This window comes from Desulfobacter latus (assembly GCF_013389365.1).
Classification (GTDB): Bacteria; Desulfobacterota; Desulfobacteria; order Desulfobacterales; family Desulfobacteraceae; genus Desulfobacter; species Desulfobacter latus.
The window spans coordinates 90,840-114,744 of sequence record NZ_JACADJ010000001.1; the positions used below are offsets into that span (position 1 = coordinate 90,840).

General features: G+C 48.0%; 14 protein-coding genes. 12 read left to right on the forward strand and 2 right to left on the reverse strand.

Translation table 11 applies throughout. The features are described 5' to 3' along the window. The first annotated feature begins 179 nt into the window (after positions 1 to 179). Complete coding sequence (locus HXW94_RS00345; protein ID WP_178364914.1) at positions 180 to 2,396, forward strand: CHASE2 domain-containing protein; 2,217 nt, start codon at positions 180 to 182, stop codon at positions 2,394 to 2,396. A gap of 52 nt (positions 2,397 to 2,448) precedes the next feature. On the opposite strand, the gene HXW94_RS00350 is transcribed toward HXW94_RS00345, so the two are convergent. Both HXW94_RS00350 and HXW94_RS00355 read right to left on the reverse strand, forming a co-directional pair. Continuing rightward, entirely contained in the window at positions 2,449 to 3,000 is a 552-nt protein-coding gene (locus HXW94_RS00350; protein WP_178364915.1) for an adenylate/guanylate cyclase domain-containing protein, read from the reverse strand. Positions 3,001 to 3,049: 49 nt separating this feature from the next. After that, positions 3,050 to 4,756, reverse strand: a complete 1,707-nt coding sequence (locus tag HXW94_RS00355; protein WP_178364916.1) for an HD-GYP domain-containing protein — start codon at positions 4,754 to 4,756, stop codon at positions 3,050 to 3,052. A gap of 450 nt (positions 4,757 to 5,206) precedes the next feature. Here HXW94_RS00355 and HXW94_RS00360 point away from each other — a divergent pair, with 450 nt between their 5' ends. The 11 genes from HXW94_RS00360 (at position 5,207) to HXW94_RS00410 (ending at position 23,875) form a co-directional block, all read left to right on the forward strand. Beyond that, positions 5,207 to 6,853: a ShlB/FhaC/HecB family hemolysin secretion/activation protein gene (locus HXW94_RS00360; protein WP_178364917.1), complete on the forward strand. Its 1,647-nt coding sequence runs from the start codon at positions 5,207 to 5,209 to the stop codon at positions 6,851 to 6,853. 26 nt (positions 6,854 to 6,879) lie between these two features. Beyond that, on the forward strand, positions 6,880 to 10,236 hold the full coding sequence (locus tag HXW94_RS00365) for a two-partner secretion domain-containing protein (RefSeq protein WP_178364918.1): 3,357 nt from the start codon (positions 6,880 to 6,882) through the stop codon (positions 10,234 to 10,236). A gap of 16 nt (positions 10,237 to 10,252) precedes the next feature. Continuing rightward, positions 10,253 to 12,625 carry a CHAT domain-containing protein gene (locus HXW94_RS00370; RefSeq protein ID WP_178364919.1) on the forward strand — a complete coding sequence of 791 codons (2,373 nt, stop codon included), beginning with the start codon at positions 10,253 to 10,255 and terminating at the stop codon, positions 12,623 to 12,625. 54 nt (positions 12,626 to 12,679) lie between these two features. Beyond that, complete coding sequence (locus tag HXW94_RS00375; protein ID WP_178364920.1) at positions 12,680 to 13,333, forward strand: hypothetical protein; 654 nt, start codon at positions 12,680 to 12,682, stop codon at positions 13,331 to 13,333. Further along, complete coding sequence (locus HXW94_RS00380) at positions 13,311 to 15,509, forward strand: CHASE2 domain-containing protein (protein WP_178364921.1); 2,199 nt, start codon at positions 13,311 to 13,313, stop codon at positions 15,507 to 15,509. The genes HXW94_RS00375 and HXW94_RS00380 overlap by 23 nt, the downstream gene beginning before the upstream one ends. A 197-nt stretch (positions 15,510 to 15,706) precedes the next feature. After that, positions 15,707 to 17,371, forward strand: coding sequence for a methyl-accepting chemotaxis protein (locus HXW94_RS20030; protein WP_218576505.1), 1,665 nt, complete (start codon positions 15,707 to 15,709; stop codon positions 17,369 to 17,371). Continuing rightward, entirely contained in the window at positions 17,372 to 17,587 is a 216-nt protein-coding gene (locus HXW94_RS00390) for a hypothetical protein (protein ID WP_218576506.1), read from the forward strand. It abuts the gene before it with no gap. Between the two features lie 66 nt (positions 17,588 to 17,653). Further along, positions 17,654 to 18,418 carry a substrate-binding domain-containing protein gene (locus tag HXW94_RS00395; RefSeq protein WP_178364923.1) on the forward strand — a complete coding sequence of 255 codons (765 nt, stop codon included), beginning with the start codon at positions 17,654 to 17,656 and terminating at the stop codon, positions 18,416 to 18,418. Between the two features lie 384 nt (positions 18,419 to 18,802). Then, on the forward strand, positions 18,803 to 19,933 hold the full coding sequence (locus HXW94_RS00400) for a class II glutamine amidotransferase domain-containing protein (protein WP_178364924.1): 1,131 nt from the start codon (positions 18,803 to 18,805) through the stop codon (positions 19,931 to 19,933). Continuing rightward, a complete protein-coding gene (locus HXW94_RS00405) occupies positions 19,897 to 21,531 on the forward strand; it encodes a glutamate synthase-related protein (RefSeq protein WP_178364925.1) in 1,635 nt (544 codons plus the stop codon). The genes HXW94_RS00400 and HXW94_RS00405 overlap by 37 nt, the downstream gene beginning before the upstream one ends. A 13-nt stretch (positions 21,532 to 21,544) precedes the next feature. Beyond that, positions 21,545 to 23,875 (forward strand): FAD-dependent oxidoreductase, encoded by a 2,331-nt coding sequence (locus tag HXW94_RS00410; protein ID WP_178364926.1) that lies wholly within the window; start codon positions 21,545 to 21,547, stop codon positions 23,873 to 23,875. Positions 23,876 to 23,905 lie beyond the last annotated feature (30 nt).

A 23,905-nucleotide genomic window follows, 5' to 3' on the forward strand; every position in this document is an offset into this window, starting at 1 on the left:
TGCTGTTCCTTTTTAATGGAATTTTTCGACGGCAGGCAATGCTCCCCTGGAACGCCGTTGTCTGTATTATGCTAAGTTAGTTATGAACAATCCACCACGAAATAAACATCAAGGATTTGACTTTGTCAAGAATTAAACGTAACTAAATATCAAGGGAGAAAAAAGAAGGAAAAGTAGCAATGAAAAAAAATGCCAAAGGCCTTGCCAGGGGACAGTGGCTGGTTTTCCTGGCCGGAATTGTCCTGACACTGGCCTTGGCCGGCGTATATGTCTTTAAGCCGGTTTACCTGGAATTCATGGAATTAAAACTTTACGATGTATTTGTTCATCAGACATACACGCCCCTGGATAAAAGTCCGGTTGTCATTGTGGATATTGACGAATACAGCCTTGAAAATGTCGGGCAGTGGCCCTGGCCCAGATATCGGTTGGCCCTGCTCCTTAAAAAACTGCAGATGGCCGGCGCCTTGGCCGTGGGCAATGATATCCTGTTTGGAGAAAAAGATCATACCTCCCCTGCCGTATTAAAAGCAGCTTTAAAAAAAGATCTTAAGGTAGACCTGGAATTTACCGGCCTGCCTAATCAGCTCATGGATAATGATACCCTGCTGGCAAATGTATTGGAAACCGGCCCCTTTGTTCTGGGATATTCCTTTTATTTCAGAGAAGACAGGGGAGGAAGCCGTCCAGGAAAGGTGCCTCCCTTGAACTTTACCCAGGTCAGCGCTCCTGGGGCAGGACCGGCACATGCCTCATTAATCAGCGCTATCCGTGCCATTCCACCACTTTCCGTACTTATGGACAAAGGAACCGGGGCCGGATTTATGAACGCCCTGACTGATGTAGACGGCGTAGTCCGAAGGGTACCCTTGGTGATATCCTGGCAGGACAAACTCTATCCACACCTGTCCCTGGCCACCATTCTCAAAGCCTTTGAGGGCAGAATTCCCGATCCTGTTATTCAAGTGGGCAGCGGGGGGGTCGAATCCCTTGTGATCGGAAACCTTATGGTTCCCCTGGAAGCCGACGGGGCGATGCTGATCAACTATAAAGGTCCATCTTATCAGTTTCCCTATGTGTCGGCCGGCAGGGTGCTGGAAGACAAAGTGAGTCCGGACACATTCAAAAATAAAATTGTTCTTATCGGATCCTCGGCTGCAGGCCTTATGGATCAAAGGACATCCCCCCTGGATGATGTTTTTCCCGGAATTGAGGTCAACGCCACCATTATACACAATATTCTTACCCAGTCCTCTGTAAGCCGCCCTGACTGGGTGCCCGGACTGGAGCTTGCAGGTATACTGGTATGGGGGGTTTTAACCAGCATCATCGGATCGACAGAAGGGAGGCTGATTTTACCCATTACCGGGCTTTTGGCCGGACTTGCGTGGTACGCAAGCATCTGGGGCCTTGAATCCCGTCAGATATGGATATCTCCGTTTTTCTCATTATTGGTGATGGGTTGCAATTTTTCCTTTCTTAATTTATTTCGATTCTGGTTGTCGGAACGTAAGCGGCGGTTTTACAGGTCTGCATTCAGCCGGTATGTATCTAAAACTGTTGTCGATGAAATTGCCCGTTCTCCCGAAAAGCTCAGCCTTGAAGGACAGGAAAAAGAGATATCAATCATGTTTTCTGATATCAGGGGGTTTACCAGCCTGTCCGAGAAATTGTCTCCCACACGGATCACCAATCTCCTCCACGATTACTTTACACCGGTGACCCGGGGCATCATCAAAAATAAAGGTACGTTGGATAAATTCATCGGTGATGCCGTGATGTGTTTTTGGAATGCTCCCCTGGATGTAAAAAATCATCAGGATCTGGCAGTTAAAACCGGGCTTGAAATGCTGGAATCAGTCAAGGAACTCAATAAGGAGTTCATTAAAAAATACGGAATTGAAATCGCCATCGGCATCGGTATCCATACAGGCCAGTGCAGGGTGGGGAATATGGGATCTGTAGATCTGTTCGACTACACCATTATTGGGGACAACGTAAACCTGGCTTCCCGCCTGGAAGGGCTGACCAAGTTTTATGGTGTTGGTCTGGTTGTCAGTGAATCGGTAAAAAAAAACACAGGCCGGTCCTGGATTTTCCAGGAACTTGACCGGGTAAGGGTCAAAGGCAAAAATGAACCCGTGGGTATTTATACGGTCCTGGCTCCCGACTCCGGACATAAGGAACAACTGGCACAAGAGCTAAAAGAGTATAACAGGGGACTTTCTTTATATAAAAAAAGAAAGTTTGATCAAGCCTTGGGGATTTTTTCTTCTCTTGGGGCGGCGCACTCCGGAAAAAAGATTTATTCTCTCTACATGGACCGCTGCCGACATTATCTGGAAGAGTCCCCGGAGGAAGACTGGGATGGTGTTTTTACCCATATGAGCAAGTGACCTCACAGGGTTTTAATATATTCTTCCGTTTTCATCAGCTACAAATTCCTTTTCATTCGGATATGACCTGGTAAACAGCAATTTGTTTTTGTTTCCCCTTGACCGAAGTTTTTGCAATTTCCCTTGTTTTAAATTGATCTTTTACTTCCCGGTATGTTGATCCGCTGATCAAGATATCGGTGCCCAGTTTTTTTGTCAGGCTTTCCAGTCTTGCGGCCGTATTGACGCCGTCTCCGATGACAGTATATTCCATGCGTTTTTCCGAGCCGATATTTCCGGATACCACATTGCCGGTACATATACCGATACCGATACGGATGGGCGCTTCTCCTTTGGCTTCCCTGCCCCGGTTAAACTCGGCAAGGGCATAGCGCATCTGCAGGGCTGTCCTTACCGCCCTTACGGCATCATCATTCTTTGCAAAAGGAATACCAAATACGGACATCAGACCGTCACCGATATATTTATCAAGCACCCCATTGTTGGCAAAAACAATATCCACATCCACCATGATGTCTCCAAGTCTGCTGAGATCTATAGCTTTATTACGCCTTTGTGCCTGTATCTCCAAATATCTTTCCAGCTGCTTTGGGGAACAGTTCACATAGTGTCCAAATTGTTTCAGACAACGGTCCATTATATTCCCGTTTGAATCAAAAGTTCATACATTCGATATCAATCTGCTCGGGGTTCATCTCCTTTTCAGCATATTCAAGAAACCGCCTGTTTTTGATAAAAAGTTCCAGTATATCTGAATCAATATGATTGTCTTTTTTCATGAATTCTAAAATTTTAAGACTTTGGGACAAGGGCATGGGGGTTTTATAGGGCCGGTCCTTGGCTGTCAGGGCTTCAAAAATATCGGCAATGGCAATAATCCGCGATTGAAGGGGAAGGGTGTCGCTGTCAAGTCCCTGCGGGTAACCACTGCCGTCAAGCTTTTCATGATGGGAGGCCGCATATTCAGCTACATGGGCGAGGTTTTCGGGAAACGGCAGCTGGCTGATGATATCAAAGGTCATTTTTGCATGATTTTCGATTTGTTTTCGTTCGCTTTCCGTCAGCGTGCCTTTTCTGATGCAGAGGTTACGGATTTCATTTTTAGTCAGGAACGGATGTTCTTCTCCATTGAGCATATATGTTTTTCTGCCGATATCTTTTATCCGTTCAATGTTTTCATCGGACATATGATCCTTTGCATCATTGCAGTATTCTATAAATTCAAAATCATTTTGTATTTCTAATATTTTTTTATCCCGCGCCATCTCAAGCTGCTCAAACATACCGGGGCTGCGCCTGCGGGATACGGCAAATTTTACCATTTCTTCTGCATATTTGTTTTTAACCCCCTCTTTTATTAATTCAAACCGGGTTTTGACAAGATCAATACGATCGAAGATCGTCTCCAGTTTAGTGGATTTATCCATCACAAATTCAGGGGTGGTAATTTTGCCCACATCATGCATCCAGGCCGCCATATGAAGTTCTTCCAATTGCGCCTCACTCAGGCAAACATCTTTAAATGCCTCGGATTTGGATGCATTAATATCTTCAGCCATCATCCTTGTCAGCTCAACGACCCGCCTGATATGTCCGCCCGTATATGCCGATTTTTCATCAATGGCCGTTGCAATGCTTTTGATAAAGGCATGTAACAGTGCCTTGAGTTCACTGATTAGCTGTGTGTTGGTCAAAGCAACGGCAGCCTGGGACGCCAGGGAAGATACAATGCCCAGGATTTCTTCTGAAAAAGGTATTATTTCACCTGTTTCTTCATCCCGTGCGTTAATCAACTGAAGCACACCGATGATCCGGTCTTCATGGTTTTTCATTGGGATCACCAGCATGGACCGGGTCTGGAATCCTGTGATCCGATCATATTTCATTGTCCCTTTAAAACTCAGGTCACGGTATTCTACCTTATCGGCCAGATTATAAATATCCGGCAGATTGACGATGGATTTGTTCAGGGCGGCATGGGAGGAAACATTTGAATGATTGGGTTGATTATTTATATATAAAGGCACATCGGGCAGTTGAATTGGGGGTTGGCCCTGATCTTCCATTCCGATATTGATCCGATCGTTTTGACAGACTTCAAATTTAAGGCTTTGTTTTTCTCTATCAAGAATATACAGAGTTCCTGCCTCAGCCCGGCAAAACCGACGTGCCTCATTCAGAATCATCTCGAACAGTCTATTCATGTCCTTTTCAACGGACAAGGCCATCCCGACTTCGGATAACTTTTTAATATTTTCTATTTGCTCCTGAGCATAAGTCTTCACGTCGGTTACAATCGAGTGTACTAATTTGCCCAAACGTATATTTTCGGAGAATTTATTAAAAAATTCCTTGTCCATGCGGTGCCCTAAAAAAAAATTGAGAAAAAACAGACACGAACAAAAATCAGCAGGACTGTATCAAAATAATAAACGGATGACAATCTTTATCATTGAAAAGTCGGCCTTGATCATTGTTTCGGCCAATACGTGGAAGGTAGGTTGGGTTGAGGAACGAAACCCAACAAATACAAAATGTTGGGTTTCACTTCGTTCAACCCAACCTACACGGTGATCCAAATGATGATCAAAGCCGAAAAGTCCGCACTGCATTGTAGGCCCCAGATTTGACAATTCTAATTGGGTATCTTATACGTTGTGCCGATTCCTAAGGAAACATGATTGGATATAGAGTGAGTTATGATGAGCAAACGACTAAATCACCATTTTTTCTGCCTAATTGGGATTTTATTTTGCAGTACAACGGCCTTGGCTGGGTCTCCTATGCCGTCAACCGGAACGCAAAGGGGATTGAATATCATACACCGCCCTCAAAATCCCCCCCTTGAACTGCCGGAAAATAAAGATAACGCGCCTCTGCCTGATGATATTCTTCCCGTGGTTCCGGCACCACCCTTTGGGGAAAATGGTGATGTCCCGGATCTGTCATCAGCCCCCCGTGTTTTTGTGCGTCAGATTAAACTGATTGGCAATACCATCTTCAGTGATACGGATTTAAAATTTTTACTCAAAAATTATGAGCATCGCTATCTGCTTTTTGCAGAACTTCAGGAACTGCGCCATAAATTGACACGTTATTATGTCAACAAAGGATACCTGAACTCCGGAGCGATAATTCCGGATCAAAAGATAACCGGCGGGGTCGTTGAAATTCATATCATTGAGGGCTGCCTGACAACGATCAACATAACGGGAAATACCCGGCTGCGTTCCGGTTATATTCGCAAACGTATTCTTCTGGGTGCAGATCCCCCGTTTAATATCAGCCGGCTAAAACAACAGTTCAACCTGCTGCATCAAAATCGTCTGATCCAGCGTATTAACGGGGAATTCGGCCCGGGTATTCATCTTGGACAAGGCCGTCTCAATGTAAAGGTGGAAGAAGCGCCCCCTTATGAACTGGGGATGAAATACAGTAACAGTGAATCGCCAAGCGTGGGGTCACAACACCTGGAATTGTATGGGGCCCACCACAATCTGTCCGGGTGGGGAGACACCCTGGGAGTTTCCTATGGGGTAAGTGAAGGGGCTGATAATTACTCTGCGTACTATACGCTTCCGGTTACTGCGCAGGATACCAGCATATCTCTGTATTATGATAAAAATAATGCAAATATCATTGAAGCCCCTTTTGACAGCATTGATATTGAGAGCAACGCAGAAACCTGGGGATTGCGCATCAGGCACCCGTTTTATCAAATGGTTAACCAGGAAGTGGCGTTGTCACTGGCTGTTGAGACACGGCACAGCGAAACCTTTTTGCTGGGAGAACCGTTTTCCTTTTCCCCGGGTGTCGAAGATGGCGAATGTGATGTAACAGTGTTACGTTTTTCCCAGGAATGGTCTTTGCGAAGACCCACACAGGTGTTTGCGGCACGGTCGGTATTCAGCTTAGGGATTCATGCCATGGGCGCCACATCCCACGATTCAGATCCCGACGGACAATTTTTTGCCTGGCTGGGGCAGTTTCAGTGGGCCAGACGCCTGAAAGTGCCTGAAAAAAGCCAGGTTATTTTTCGAACCAATATTCAATTGTCTGCCGATCCCCTTCTGCCCCTGGAAAAATTTTCCCTGGGCGGGTTAAACAGCGTCAGGGGGTACCGCGAAAATGAACTGGTCCGGGATAACGGGGCTTTTACCTCCCTTGAATTTCGTATTCCTGTGTTCCGCATGCCGCTTTCCTTTACCGGAAAGACCCGTGAAGACGGATGGGTTCAACTGGCCCCCTTTGTGGATTGGGGATGGTCCGGCAATACCGATACCACAACCCCTGACCCTGAAACGATTTCCAGTGCAGGCATCGGCATTCGGTGGGATCCGGGGTCTGCACTCCATGCGGAAGTTTACTGGGCCAAGGCCCTGCGGGAGATGGATTATCCTGATTATGATCTTCAAAACGATGGTATTCATTTTCTGCTGACCTGGCGTTTTCTATAAAACTTGTGAGGAGATAATATATAAAGATGACCTTTATCTATCGTATATGTCTTGTTTTTTTTATTATTTTATGGGTTCCATGGATTTTTATTGTACAATTTCAGAATGCCTGTGCAAAGATTGTAACAGACGGCACCATAGGATCGGCTATGTCACTTTCCGGGCCGGATTATGCCGTTTCCAGTGATCTGGGTCAGCAGGTCGGCGGCAATCTGTTTCACAGCTTTAAGACCTTTAATATCAACACCGGGGAAAGCGCAACATTCAGCGGGCCGGCCGGCATTCAAAACATCATATCCCGGGTGACCGGCGGCAGCGCATCCTCTATTGATGGTATACTCAAATCCGGCATCAGCGGCGCGGACTTTTTTTTCCTGAACCCGGCCGGGGTTATGTTCGGACCCAATGCCTCCTTGGAGATCAGTGGATCATTTCGTGTGAGTACGGCTGATTACCTTCGATTCTCTGACAACGGCCGGTTTGATGCGTCCGACCCCCAAAACAGTGTACTGACGTCTGCGCAGCCGGAGGCATTTGGATTCCTGGGGAAGAATCCCGCCACAGCGATCAGTGTCGAGGGGGAGTTGTGGGCGCCCAAAGGCGAAACCTTATCCGTGGTGGCCGGTGATATTACAATCACCGGCGGTATTCTTGCCGCCAAAGGAGGGCGGATCAATGCAGCTGCAGTGAATAGCGCCGGAGAAGTGGATATTGATCGTATGGATATAAGTGGTTTTAAGCAGCTGGGCGATATTGAGATGAAAGAGAATGCCAATATCTATACCAGTGATTCCGGCGATGCCGCTGGTTTGGGCGGAGGAGATATCTATATCCGGGGCAATCATTTTGAGATCAATAATTCCCATGTCCGGTCGGAAACCTTTGGCGATAAGGACGGCGGGGTCATTGATATTGAATTGCGCGGAGCGCTGACCATTACCGATGCTGGCACTGTCTCTGGTGCGACTGGCGGAGACGGCAAGGGGTCTGACATCAATATCGATGTTACGGACTTGGAAATTTCCAATGGCGGAACCATCGATACCCAGGTTTATGGTTCCGGCAGCGGCGGAAACCTGAGTATCAACGCCCAGAATTCCGTGATGATATCCGGTCAGGGGAATTATGGTACGGATATCGACACCAGAGTGACATCTTCAGCAAGCGGCAGTGGCAGCAATCTTATGATTTCGGCAGAGACGTTGATTCTTGAGGAAGGGGGGATGGTTCAAGCGGAGACCCATGGCAGCGGAACAGGCTCCCGGGTTGATCTTAATGTAGGCAGTCTGGAATTAACGGATGGGGGGGCGATCTGCGTTGGCAGCATATCATCAGGACAGGGCGGCGATCTGAACATTCATGCGCAGGACTCCATCAATATTTCCGGAACCATGGTCCTGGGGGAAAATGAATCTGCAACCGGCAGCTGTATTTTTGCGTATGCACCGAACGCGGCAGGCCTTGATGCCGGTCAGATTGATATCGTTTCCACCACCCTCAACCTGGCCGACGCTGGAAAAATTTTTTCAATTGCCATGGGGGACGGACAGGCCGCAGATATCAGCATCCAGGCCGGTGACTCGGTAACCATTGCCGGGTTTCAATCCGATTTTTCCAGTTCAATCGAAAGCCTGACAATAGGAAACGGTGATGCCGGCAATATTAAAATCAACACCGGAACCCTAACCCTTACAGATACCGGGGGAATTGCGGCAAGCAGCGACGGTCGTGGAGACGCCGGCGATATTGATCTCAATGTATCCAGCCTGCTCCTCCAGGATGGTGGAATGATCCATGCGTCAGCAAATGATCAGGGGAATGGCGGGAATATTACGGTGTCTGCGTTGGAGTTCATTGACATTTCAGGATCCGTTGAAGCAGGACCCGGGCAATTCTATAATGCCTTGATTAGTGCAATGACTTGGGAAAATGGTAATGCCGGAACCATTTCATTATCCGCACCGCGGATTACACTTGCAGACGAAGGAAAGATTGAGGCGTTTTCCTTTGGCAGCGGGAATGCCGGAGACATTGATATTGCCTGTTCCACCCTGACCCTTGAAGGAAATGAGACTTATATTAATGCCGATATCACCGGCAGTGGTCATGGGGGCGATATTACAGTCAAAACGGATCAATTGATCATTACCGGCGGTGCCGGAATTTCCGCCGATGTGTTCGGTGTTGATCCGGACATCATTGAAGAGACGAACACAACATGGAATATAGACCTTTCAACCGGTACGGGTGAAACAACCGGGCAGGGGGGCAGTGTGAACATTACGGCAACAGATGCCATCGTTATTTCCGGAACCGATAATGGCGGAGATATTTCCAGTTTTCTGTCCGTCAGTACAGGCAGCAGCGGCAATGGGGGAAATTTAGTCTTATCTTCCCCGAACGTGAGGATCAGTGACGGGGGATGGATTCAGGCGACGACGACAAATGACGGAAACGGCGGTAATATCCAGATGGATGTGGAAACATTGACATTGGCCAAGGGCGGCCAGGTCAACGCCACAACCTCCGGCACCGGCAGTGGCGGAGATATCAACATTTTAGCATCAAAACAGATTGCCGTTTCGGGAAATTACAATGAAGAGCAGTTGAGTGGTATTCAAAGCAGAACAAAGGATAGCGGAGATGCCGGAAAAATTTTTATTGCCACACCCATGTTAACCATGGCACATGGCGGGGAAATCAATACCTCAAGCCTTGACGGCACCGGCAGTGGCGGCAGTATCCGCATTGACGCCTCTCTGGTAGATATGCAGCCCCATGCCGCCATCCGTGCCCAAAGCACAGGCACCGGCCAGGCCGGGAGTATCACCATCCAAACCGATGACGCTATTTCACTGTACGGCAGCCGCATTACCACGGAAAGCCTGGATGCCGATGGCGGAAATATTACCCTGAACACCGTCAATCATTTGTACCTGCTTGACAGCCGGATTACCACATCGGTTCAAGGCGGGTTGGGCAACGGCGGCAACATTGAGATTGATCCTTGCTTTGTTATACTGAACCACAGCCGGATCATTGCCAATGCCTTTGAAGGCAAGGGCGGCAATATCCATATTGTTTCGGATTATTTTTTAGCCGATCCGGAAAGCACGGTGATGGCATCTTCTCAGCTTGGTATTGACGGAACCGTTCAGATTGATTCACCGGATACGGATATTTCCGGCGGGCTGGCCGGCCTGAAAATCCCTGATCTGGATGTTACAGCGCTTTTGCACAGTTCCTGCGCCTTGAAAACTATGGATACATCCAGCAGTTTGGTTGTCACAGGCCGGGGGGGACGGCGTTCAGCGCCCGATGATTTCATGTCCAACGTTTATTTTGATTTTGATGATGCGTCTGAAGACATGCCGGCAAAATAGACAAGGAGCTTTAAATATGCTCAAAAGATGTAGTGCAAGCCATAAAAATTTTATATGCCTGATTTTGCAATTTATTTTTTTTACCTTGGCGGCCGTCGAAGCGCCGGCGGACGGCCTTGCAGGATGTGATTCTGCAAGCGCATTGTCCTTGCAGGCCCTTTCTGCGGATGACCTTATGAAAAAGGCAAATACCGCATTTGGACGGGGTGATTTTGTCGCTGCCATTGATCAATGGGATGCTGCCGAGAAATTATACCAGGCGGATCAAAACATAAAAAAAATAATTGATATCAGCTGTCGCACGGCTGAGGCGTATCGTGTTATGGGCCATCATCAGCTTGCCGAGGAGAACCTCCGGTCGGCATTGACCCCGGCGCAAAACCAACAAAACCCGTTGTGGGCTGCCCGGGTTCATCTGGGCCTGGGACAGTTGTACCTCTCCCAGGGGAGAACCGAACCTGCCGGGGCGCATCTGAGAAACGCATTGATGTCGGCAAAGGACGCGAAAAATCGCCAGTTAACGGCAAGTGTACTCACGGCCATGGGAAACATGCTCACGGTGCAACAGGATTATGATGGTGCAGTGGATGCTTATAAAAAAAGCGATGACCTGTTTCAGCAGATAAACCGTCCGGTGTCACAGCTCAAGAATATGATCAACATGGCTAAAATTCATTATATACAAAAGAATTACCAAAACGCCCTGACCCTGCTCAAAGATGCAAAAAATAGCGCCGAACACCTGCCGGACAGCCATGATAAAGCGTTTTGCCTGATCGCCATTGCAAAACAGATGGTCAAACTTCAGGCATTTCATACCGTTTTGGACCATCGCCGGGAAGAGATCATCCTTATGGCCCATGACACCTTGAATACAGCCAAACAAGTTGCCATGAACCTGGATGATATGACGGCCTTGTCCCATGCCCTGGGATATATGGGGCACTTGTATGAAAAAAGCCGTCGATATAACGAGGCCCTGCAGTTAACACGACAGGCCCTGTTTGCAGCCCAGAAAGCCGATATAAAACAGGTTCTATATCAATGGCAATGGCAGACCGGGCGGCTTCTCAAGGCACAGGGACATATGGACCGGGCCATTGAGGCGTACCGGCGCACCATCAATACCCTTGACATCATCCGGGACGACATTTCCGTTCATTGCAACCAAAACCGGCAGCTCTCTTTCCGGGAAGTGGTGGGGCCTGTCTATTTTGAGCTGGCAGACCTCCTGCTCCGGCGAAGCGCCTTAAACCGAGGTTCAAAGCAGTCCAAAGACGATCTTCGGGAAGCCAGGGACACCATTGAGCAGCTCAAAGCGGTTGAACTTCAGGACTATTTCCAGGATGAATGTATCACGTCCCTTGAAAGTACCGAATTCAATCTGGATAAACACTTTAAACAGACGGCAATCTTTTATCCGATCCTGCTTCCGGACCGAATGGAAATACTGGTTACGCTCCCCGATGGTCTCAGGCAGGAGACCATACCCATTGATGCCAATACCATTGCAAAGCAGATCAAGGGGTTCAGGCAGCAACTGGAATCTCCCTTATCCGGGGATTATATGGCATCTGCAAAGCAGCTTTACCGCCGGCTGATTCATCCCCTGGAAAAACAGCTGGCCGAACAGCACATCACAACATTGGTTTTCATACCGGACGGGGCATTGCGGACCATTCCCATGGCAGCACTTCATGATGGTGAGAAATTTCTTGTTGAAAAATATGCCGTGGCCGTCACGCCGGGGCTGACCTTTACCGCCCTGACCCGTCCGGCTCCTGAAAAAAACAGCCGCCTGATGCTCAGTGGTTTGACCGAAGGCGTGCAGGGGTTTCCCGCCCTGCCCAATGTCGATTTTGAACTGGATGCACTCCAAACTCTTTATCCCTGTGATGTGTTTAAAAATCAAACCTTTACCTTGTCGAACGTTCAAGACATATTTAGAAAAAAGCCTTATTCCGTTGTTCATATCGCGTCTCACGGACAATTTAACCGGGATCATAATAAAACATTTTTACTGACCTATGATAACAGGTTGACCATGGATATGCTTGAAGATCTGATGAGAATTCGCAAGCTGAAAAAAGAACCGGTGGAACTGTTAACCCTGAGCGCCTGCCAGACCGCTGTGGGGGACGACCGGGCCGCCCTGGGATTGGCCGGTATCGCCATCCGATCCGGCGCACTAAGCGCCCTGGCCAGCCTTTGGTTCATTGATGACAGGGCCACATCGCTTCTGGTTACGGAATTTTATAAAAAATTTCAAACGCCGTCTTTTTCCAAGGCCCGCGCCCTGCAGATTGCCCAGAACCGGCTGATCCATGACTCCCGTTATAGCCATCCATTCTACTGGGCCCCTTTTTTATTGATCGGCAACTGGTTATAGAATAATTAAAGAATATGTTTTTTCAGGGAAAAAAATAAAATTATGGAGAAATTCATGAATGTTTCTTGTAAAATCAGCACTATATTGATGGCGTCCTTTATTTTAACAGCTGTCGGTTTCACACATAGTCTGTCTGAGGAAAGAAGGGTCAGGGCAAAAATCGGCATACAGATTAAATCTGATGACAACATTAAACGTGCAAAATCAATGGACCGGGTTCGCACATCTGATTTTTTGCGTATTTATGTACTACCGGAAGAACCGTTTCATGTTTATGTCGTTCATACGGATTATACCACGGCAACCCTGTTAAACACGGCAAAAGACAACTCCCCCAAGGTCACTCATTTGACCATTCCTTCCCGTAAAGATTTTTATCAAGTGGATGGCAAAAGTCCTATTGAAGGGTTTAGTATTGTCTGCAGCCCGGATGAACTCATTGAAATGTCGGAGTTATTCGGATCCGGATCAATTTCTCATCATAAATGGGCGGCCTATGAAACGGCCTTACGACAAAAAAGCAAGATTGATTTGAGCCAGCGCATTGAAAAACCATTTGCCATTGCCGGTAATGTCAGGGGCAATAAATCCTTTGCCGGTAATGACAGGGGCAATAAATCTGATACGGATGTGTTCATTCAGGCGTTACCTATCTTTTCCGGAAACCATATTCTAGTCAGAACATATGAATTTCGGGTTAAAAAATAAAAAAGATTTAAAATTCATAACAGTTTTAGGCCTCTTCCTTTTATGGACGGTTTCAGCCTTTTGGTTTTTGGGACGGGGGAATGTATGGAGCCGTTATAATTTTCAGATGCTTGATTCTTTTTACCGGTATGCGGTTCAATCAGGGCATGGCCCGCCATTATCCCCGAAAATTGCCTATGTTCTCATCACCAATGACAGTTATGATTATGTCGACAAAAACATTCTGGATCGCGCCTATATGGCAAAGGTGAATGATGTTTTGAACAAACTGGGGGTGGCGGCGTTGGCGTATGATATCATCTTTGCCCGCCCGGGAAAGGCAGACGCCGACCAGTGTCTGGTAAAAAGTATACAGGATCTTGGAAATGTATATCTGCCCATTGGTCTTGACTGTTCAAATCAGAAGAGATCTTTTAAATGGGAAACAGGTTCCGCATATGAACGATTTCGCTTTGATTATCTTTTCAAACCCATAGAAAAAGGGGAATCCCATCCCTTTTATGCGGTCAGGGCCTTGATGCAGGCAGACAAATTTTCCAGGGCGGCTTTTAACTCAGGACACATCAGCGCGATGAGTGATCCTGACGGCGTATTTCGACATAATGCAATGCTCCTGAGAGTGGATGATTCCTATTTTCCAACCCTGTCGTTGTCCATGTTTCTGGATTATGCCGGGATATCCTTTGATGAGATCACCGTTCATTGGGGTGAAAAAATTGTTATTCCGGCAACAAAACACAATTTTCTTGAAACGGATATCATTATACCGATAGATAACCAAGGGCGGACCTTTATTCCATATGCACAGGATTGGCATAATGGATTCAAAAAAATGGGGATACACACCCTGTTGCAATATTATGACGATAAAAATTTAAGGGGAAATTTGACGGATTTTTTTGAAGGAAAATTTGTTTTTATCGGAGATGTTTCCAGCGGTATTTCCGATCTGGGGCAAACCCCGCTTGAACACAGCGCATCGCTGATTGAGATGCATACGGCATTGCTGAACGGCCTGTTGACCCATTCTTTTTATGCCGGGTGGTCATTTGAAAAAACCCTTGGTTTCATATTGGCAATGGGTACAATATTGGTGTTGTCGGCTTTCTTGAAACCTCCCTGGATATTTTATGGTACCGGCTGTCTTGTTTTCGCAGCCGTCATCGGCATTGCATGGTTTGACATTATTCAATTTTCGCTTGTGCCGGTGTTTACTATTTTCAGTAGTACGGGGTTTATTTTTCTGGGGTTGATTATTGGGTCGGAAATTATTGTTTCCAAGGACCGGGCATTTATAAAAAGTGCTTTTTCCAGATATGTTCCTGAGAAAGTTGTTCTCAAAATGCTTTCAAATCCGGAATTACTGAACTGGGGCGGAGAAGAACGTATTATTACGGTGCTTTTTGCCGATCTTGAAAATTTTACGGCCATTTCAGAAAAAATGAAACCAGCCGATCTGGTCACGTTACTCAACGATTATCTTACCGAAATGACCGATATTGTTCTGGCACAAGGCGGTATTATAGATAAATATCAAGGCGACTCCATCATGGCAGAATTCGGTGCGCCTTTTGATTATGCGGATCATGCAGACAGGGCTGTGAAAGCCGGATTGGCAATGCAACAGCGCCTGAAAACCCTGCGTTCCATATGGCGATCAAAAGGGCTTCCGGAACTGCGTTGCCGGGTGGGAATCAATACCGGGCCCATGATTATAGGAAATCTGGGATCACGTCAAATCTTTGATTATACCGTCATCGGTGATGCCGTTAATCTGGCATCTCGGTTGGAAGGTGCCAATAAATATTATAATACATATCTAATGATTTCCGAATTCACCCATGCCGCGCTTACACCGGGAATGTTTCTGACACGTATTTTGGATAGCATTAAAGTAAAGGGGAAAAAAGAGGCTGTAAACGTTTTTGAGGTGTATGGGACCTGTTCTGAAAATAGTAATATGGATCATGAATCGTATTATCAAATTTATAATCACGCGTTTGAGACCTATCTGGTTCAAGAGTTTGCTTGCGCGCGGGACCTCTTTTTAAGGGCATTATCACTGCGGCCGGACGATCCGGCGTCTAAAAATATGATTACCCGGATTGATTCGATTGTTTTAAAAAATAAGATGCCGATAAACTGGGATGGGTCAATTGCCTTGACAGAAAAATGATAAAAAAATAAAACAGCAAAAATCGCAAACAAAGAATCAAATGTTACGCTTGAACCGGGAAAGGTGGTGTCATTGTGGGAATCGGTGTTAAACTGAATGTAAATATATTAATTTTGCTGCTTATCGGTTTTTGTTGCTTATTAATCATGGTGAATCGAGAAGTCAGCCGAAATGAAGGTCACCTTATTAGCAGCATCGTGGAGAATGTCGAAGACAATGGGAAGAAAAATATCGACTCGCTTTCCAAAAATTTTCAACGCATTGAAAAAAAGTTCAATACGCTGACCCGTACTACCAAGGATATTGTTACAAATTTATACATTTCTTCCTATGGTGCCCTGACAAAGTCCATTGCCAATCAGATATTTCCCCTGGTGATTAATTTTCAAATGGAAGAGGCCCGGCAGAGCATCCGTACACTGATGGAAGAAAACCCTGCAATTTCCTGGATAGAATTTTCAACGTCTGAAACGCCGTCCCAAGATGACGTCATTAATATGGGAGTCCGCCTGACCGGTGACATGCAAAAAGTGTTTTCGCATACGATTCGGGATGACTTTAATTACATGGGCCTGTCCCTGCAGGTGAATCTGGAAAGTATGGAAGCGGTTTCCAGAATCGAAAGCATGCTGCAGGAAATTAATGCGGAAAATAAAAAAGTGATTTCCGGAATCATCGGGCAGCAGAAAAAGGAGGTCTCAGAAATCAAAATGTTTTCTTCCGAGCTGTCAAAAGCAGCCCAGCGGGCATTGAATTTGAAATTGATTTTCATCATGTCTTTTACATTTGTTGTCATCGGCATTTCCATGTCATTTGTCGCCAGGTCAATTGTTCGACCGATTCTTACCAGTATCGCGTTTGCACGACAGATCGCCAAAGGCAATTTTTCCAGGACCATTGATACAAACAGAAAAGATGAGGTCGGGGGCCTTATTCAATCCTTAAATGAAATGATCGGCGGTCTGGGGCGGATTTTTACCGGATTAAAAGGCGAGGCCGGATTGTTGTCGGAATCTTCCCAGGCTCTGTCCTCCGTGTCAGTTAATTTGTCCTCCGTTTCAAAAGAGACAAATACCAATGCAAAAGCGCTTTTCAATGCTGCCCGGACCATGAACCTAAACATCAGGGATGTTGAATCCGCTGTCCGGGAAGCGGCCTCAAATATAGAACGCATTGTCAATTCCACCACGGATATGGAGTCAGTCATCGTATCATCGGTCAAATCATCTGAAGATATGAGAGATATCAGCCTTCGTGCATCGAACCGGGGTAAAGCGGTTCTGGAAACCACAACGGCCTTAGGTAAGAGCGCAAGCCGTATTACCAGAATAACGGAAAGCATCACCGAGATTTCAGAAAGTACCAATCTTCTTGCCCTTAATGCAACCATAGAAGCGGCCAGGGCGGGCGAAGCCGGTAAAGGATTTGCCGTGGTAGCCAATGAAATCAAGGATCTGGCCCGGCAGACGGCAGAGGCAACCATGGAAATAAAACAGCATATAGACGGCATCCAGGCATCTGCCGGTCAAGCACTTGAAGAGATCACAGGGATCACTCAGCTCATTGCCGAGGTGGATGAGCGCGCAGTGAGTGTGGCGGGTGCCATGGAGGCACAGTCTGGTAAAACCCGGGATATTGCTGACAGTATTTCCTCGGTTTCCGTCGGCATCAGGGAGATCACGAACAGCATTGCAGATAATGCCGACCTCTCAGAACGGATCACCGAGGATAGCCGAAACCTGACCCAAGCATCGGAAGTGACCTCCGGGGAGAGCTTGAATGTGAAAGAAAAAAGTGATGAATTGAATATCATCGCTGCAAAGTTATTTGAAACCGTAGGACAATTTCAATTAGGCCCATGAATGAAAAAAAAAGTCAAAGGCTTTCAGACGGGCGACATCGTCAAGGCGGTTGTCACTTCCGGCAAAAAGGTTGGAACGTACACCGGGCGCGTCGCTGTCAGAAAAAGCGGATCATTTAACATTAAAACAGTGGACAAAACAGTACAGGGCATTAGCTGGAAATATTGCAGGCTGCTTCATGCATCTGATGGTTATTCCTACAATACGACGTGCTAAGGTCCGGTGCATGGCTACTAAATTATTATAAGGAGGGCGGCAATTCCTTGCCGCATTTTATGAATTATGAAAAAAAAATGTACAGCGTTATTGATTGCTTTGGTTCTTTTTGCGCCGGGTGTTCTTTTTGCAAAAACACCGTGTAAACTGGTGGTATATTGCGGGGTCACAATGCTCAAACCCATGGTGGCGCTTTCAAATGAGTTTCAAAATCAGACTGGGTGTAAAGTACAGTTTGTCAAGGGGGGCTCCGGCAAATTGCTTCAGCTGCTGCTGAAAAATAAAAATGGAGACCTCTATCTGCCTGGTTCAGATTCCTATGTTAAAAAAATGGAAACCGAGCATCCGGGTTTGGTGACGGCCAAGGCACCGGTGGGATACAACCAGGCGGCCATCTTTGTAAAAAAAGAGAATCCCAAAGGGGTACCGGCAGACCTTTCTGCTTTGGCAAATGACCGTTTCAGATCCATTATCGGATCTGCCGAGCGGGGGAGCATCGGCAAAGAAACAAAAAAAATACTCACAAAATTCGGCAATTATGACTTGGTTAAAGAAAAGGCGATTGTCACCTCCCATTCTCAGAGTCTGGTAAATGCCATCAAGGCCGACAAGGCCGATGTCAGTATTAACTGGTATGCCGTATCCACCTGGAAAGAAAATTCTAAGGATGTCGAGGCGCTCAGGCTCAGTGAGGATTTTGCCGCCAAAAAGAAACTTGTGCTGACGGTTTTAAGTGATTCAACCCACCCTGATCAGGCAAAGGCATTCCTGGACCTTGTGGCTTCGGAAAAAGGCCATGCCGTCTTTAAGCAATACGGACTGGCGGATTAAACAGGAAATCCCCGTTATAACAGCGATATACGACATAACGTCAGGCTTATTCGGTTTTCGGCCGACCATCCTTTATTCCCAATATCATGCAAGAATTTTGCATAACAGCAAAGTTTTTGCATTTTTGTATTTTAAAAACAGCAAAGTTTTTGCATAATTGTGTTTTGTGGAATATAAACGCGACTCTATGAATAAAGCCTAATTTTTCCTATATTTATTTGATGTCGTCGGTATTCCTGCATGGTCTGCCCGGTCACCGTCCCCCTTCATTAGGAAAATAAAGATTGACAGTCTTATTAAGTGCCCTTAATATTTGAGTTTTGAGATTTTGACCCGCAGTCTTTTGACTGCTTAAAAATAAAGACCATAAGGAGTTAAAAAAATATGTGTCGTCTGTTTGCACTCACCAGCAAGGAGCCTCAGTCGCCTATGCTGGCCATCAAAGCCCTTGACGTAATGAAGGAAGGGCATGACGGCTCCGGCGTGGGGCTTTTGCTCCAGGACCTTGGTGGCACCTTTGAAGAGATGAAAGATGCCCCGATTCTATCCGGGATCTTTACTGAAGAAGGCATCCGCCGTCTGGACCTTTTTATGATGGACCTTGGTTTCCTGACCAAGCATAAAGTCTCTTTAAAACCACCGAAAACCCGGGTAGAAGGTATTCCCAGACGACAAATTTATCTGATCCGGGCTTATGAACTGCCCGACGGCTGGGACGACCTGTCCCAGGAGGAGCTGGCCACAAGGCTTCTGGATGTAAGGCTTAAGATACGGGAGATGGGTGAAGAGAAAAACGACATGATCGTATTCTCCTTCTGGCCGGACACCATCATGATCAAGGAGATCGGAGATCCCATGAAGCTGGGGGAATACCTGGGCCTTGACAGAAAAGAACTTGAAGCACGGGTTATCATGGCCCAGGGACGCCAGAACACCAATTACGCCATCAACCTGTATGCCTGTCATCCGTTTTTTATCAAGGGGTACTGCACCATGACCAATGGTGAAAACACGGCGTTTATCCCGATCAAGGATTTTCTTTCCTCAAGAGATATCCCCGGCTATACCGGATATCAGTCCGATTCCGAGGTCTTTGCTCACATCCTTCATTTTTCCATGGAAGAGCTGGGCTTAGGTATTGACGGTTATAAGCATGTGATTACGCCGCTTCAGCGCGATGCCCTTGAAAAGCACCCCAATTTTGAATTCCTGGATCATTTAAAAAAGACCTGCCGGCCCTTAATTATTGACGGCCCTAATATGGTCATCGGCACCCTGCCGGATCACACCATGTTCATGGTTCAGGACCGCAAGAAACTGCGGCCCGGTGTGGTGGGCGGCAAGCCGGGTATGTTTGCTTTTTCATCCGAGATCTGCGGATTGGACGCCGTCATCCCTGACCGGGATAAAACCACGGACTTTCAACCCATGCACCTTGATACAGTCACTGTAAGCCCTGAGCGTCAGGAGGTAAATATATGTCGTCAAACAGAAGCCTTGAACCTTCCTCTTTAAGTTTGAATGATCTGCCCTGGCAGATCGAATATAATAATGACCGATGTACCCTGTGCGGTCAGTGTACGGCCGTGTGTCCGGTCCAGGCCATCGCCCTGCATCCGTTTCAGAAACGGATCGTCAAAACGTCTGTGAGCAAAAATGCCGAACACAGTAATGCGTATGATACCTTTTACGGTATTCGTCAGGACACCCGGGTTGAAAATGCCTGCATCGGCTGTGCCATGTGTACCATGGTGTGTCCCAATGATGCCATCCGGCCCAGGAAAAATCCGGGCCTGGACAGGATGAAATTCCACATCAACCAGCATGGCATTCCCCGGCGCAGGGGCGGCCGGCGAAACGATTCGGGATCGATACTCGACAGAATCAAGTTCACCCGAATTTCCATGCTCACGGACCCGGCCCTGGATGCCGGGCGCCATGAATTTGAGATGCGTACCCTTCTGGGCCGGGTGCTTCCCCCCAGGGAAAATATGAAACAACTGCGGGAAAAGGGCTGGATTCCACCGGTCAGGGAAATTTATCCTTTGATCATCGGCGGCATGTCCTTTGGCGCACTCTCCCCGACCATGTGGGAAGGCTTGCAGATGGGGGTTGCCTACCTGAACGAAGAGATGGGCATGCCCGTTCGCATCTGTACCGGTGAGGGGGGGTGTCCGCCGCGGTTGCTGCGCTCCCGGTTCCTTAAATATGTCATCCTGCAGATTGCATCGGGTTATTTTGGCTGGGATGAAATCATCCACGCCATCCCGCACATGAAAGAAGACCCCTGTGCCATTGAAATCAAATACGGTCAGGGCGCAAAACCAGGGGACGGCGGTCTTTTGATGTGGCATAAAGTCAACAAGCTGATTGCGGCCATCCGGGGCGTGCCCCAGGGCGTCAGTCTGCCCAGCCCCCCGACCCATCAGACCCAGTACTCCATTGAAGAGTCCGTGGCCAAGATGATTCTGTCCATGTCCATGGCATGGGGGTTCAGGGTGCCGGTATATCCAAAAATTTCCGCCTCATCCACCTCCTTGGCGGTGATGAACAACCTGACCCGTAACGAATATGCGGCAGGGCTCGCCATTGACGGCGAAGATGGCGGCACCGGCGCGGCATACGCCGTTTCCATGGACCACATGGGCCACCCCATCGCCAGCTGTGTCCGGGACAACTACCTGAATCTGACCGCCATCGGTAAACAGAATGAAGTCCCCATCTTTGCCGGGGGCGGTGTTGGTAAAAACGGCAACATTGCCGCCAATGCGGCAGCCCTGATCATGCTGGGGGCCTCCGGGATTCAGATTGGCAAATATGTGATGCAGGCCGCCGCCGGGTGCGTGGGTACCGAAGAAGACCGGTGCAACGTATGCAACCTGGGCATCTGCCCCAAGGGCATCACGTCCCAGGATCCCAGGCTTTACCGCCGCCTTGACCCGGAAGATGTGGCCCAGCGCATAGTGGACATTTATGTTTCCTTTGACACGCAACTCAAAAAAATCGTAGCACCCCTGGGGCGCTCCACCTCCCTGCCCATCGGCATGTCCGATGCGCTGGGGATTGATGATAAAAATATTGCTGACCGCCTCAGTATCAAGTACGTGGTGTAAAGGAGGACGGGATATGATGAAAAGCGACTACATTTTTATAGCAGGTAAAAGAGACGAAAAACGGATCTCCTCACGGGTACTTGAAGATCTTATTCACCAGCACGTCAAGCGGGGCAACAGAAAGCTTGAAGTCCAGGCCTTTGGCCAGCACGGCATTGGCGGACGACTCTGGGAGTCGTACCCTGACAGGATGGATATCCGTATTATTGGGCATTCCGGCCAGCGCACAGGCTCCCTTGGCACACCCAATACAAAAATAGAGATCATGGGGCCGGCCTCGGATGATATTGGCTGGCTCAATGCCGGTGCTGAAATCATTGTGCATGGATCCGCCTCCAACGGGGCCATGAACGGGGCTGCCCAGGGTAAGGTTTATGTGGGCGGGGCCATTGGTGCCCGGGGTATGACCATGACCAAGCGCAATCCCAGATTTGAGCCGCCTGAATTGTGGGTCCTGGGGACGGCAGGGGATTACTTTGGTGAGTTCATGGCAGGCGGCATTGCCGTTATCTGCGGTTTAAACGCGGCTAATCCGGAACAGGTTCTCGGTTACAAACCCCTGGTAGGCATGGTGGGGGGGAAGGTATTTTTTCGTGGTGATGCCAAAAGTTATTCCGACAAAGATGCCAAGGAAGTGGACATTGATGATCAGGAATGGGAATGGCTGACCCAGGGCCTTAAAACCTTTCTTAAAAAAATCCAACAGCCTAAATTGATTAATGAACTGGCTGTGCGACGAGACTGGCGGCTGTTTGAAGCCAAAAATCCCCAGGAAAAGGCCGAAGGGCCGGAGCGGAAATCCATGTCCTGGTTCCGGGAGCAGGTCTGGGATATGGAGCTTGGTCGCGGCGGTCTGATCGGAGATCTCCAGGAAACGGAAAAGGGTACTGTGCCGGTCATTACCAAGGGTGAGTACAGACGATACATTCCGGTCTGGGAACACGGTAAATATATTTCGCCCTGCCAGTCAGCCTGTCCTACGGGAATTCCGGTCCAGCAGCGCTGGGCCATGATCCGGACCGATAACATTGACGAAGCCATCTCCATGGGCCTTGAGTATTCTCCATTTCCGGCGACCGTATGCGGTCACCTGTGCCCCAGTCCGTGTATGGCGTCCTGTACCCGGAATCTGTCCTATATGAGTCCCATTAATGTACGTCTTCTAGGCCAGGCCGCCCAGAATATCAAACCGCCAAAGCCGGCCAAAACATCCGGGAAAAAAGTGGCCGTCATCGGCGGCGGCCCGGGTGGTCTTTCCGTGGCCTGGCAACTTACCATGAAAGGCCATACCGCTACGGTATTTGAAGCCGGACAGACCATTGCCGGAAAAATTTCCGCCGTGATTCCCGAATCCCGAATCCCTGCCGACACCCTGAATGCCGAAATAGAGCGAATAAAGTCTTATATAAAGGATATAAGACTGGGAGAAAAAGTTGATGCGGAAAAGTTCAACGAGATAAAAAAGAGTCATGACTATGTTGTGGTGGCCGCCGGGGGCAATAAACCCAGATCCCTTCCGATCAAAGGTGCCGAGCGGGCTCTTTTTGCCAATGATTTTCTTGAGAAGGCCAAGGCCAACAGGATAAAACCGGGCAAAAAGGTTGTAATTATCGGTGCCGGTAATGTGGGGTGTGATGTGGCCACCGAAGCCCACCGGCTGGGTGCTGTTGATATCACCCTGATTGATGTCCAGAAACCGGCTGCATTCGGCAAGGAGAGAGAGGATGCCGAAAAATGCGGTGCGCAATTCCGCTGGCCGGTATTCACCAAAGAGATTAACTCCCAGGGGGTCAAACTTGAAAGTGGTGAATTGCTGCCGGCGAATACGGTGGTGATTTCCATCGGAGACGTGCCGGATCTCTCCTTCCTTGGTGAGGGGCTTGAGCTTGAAAGAGGGTTTGTCAAGGTGGACGAAACCGGCCGGTCCTCGGATGAAAAGGTTTTTGCCATCGGGGATGCCGTGGGGCCGGGGCTTATCACCAATGCCATCGGCGCAGGCCGGCGGACCGCCATCGCCATTGATCAGCTGCTCAAAGGCCAGGCACCGGATGTGGGCCGTCTTGCTCCCATGATTGATACCCGGCGTGTAAACCTGACCTATTATAACCCCAGACATGATGCCGACACCTTAGAATCGTGCAGTGAAGACTGCGCCTCCTGCGGAAATTGCAAGGATTGCGGCATCTGCGTGGCCGTCTGCCCTGAAGGGGCCATCAGCCGCCAGGAAAAGGCAACCGGATTTGAATATGTGGTGGATGAATCCAAATGCATTGGATGCGGATTCTGCAAAGGGGCATGCCCTTGCGGTGTCTGGGAGCTGATCCCCAATACACCCCTGGCGTAAAAATATACGGGTTTGATTCTATTGTTAGGC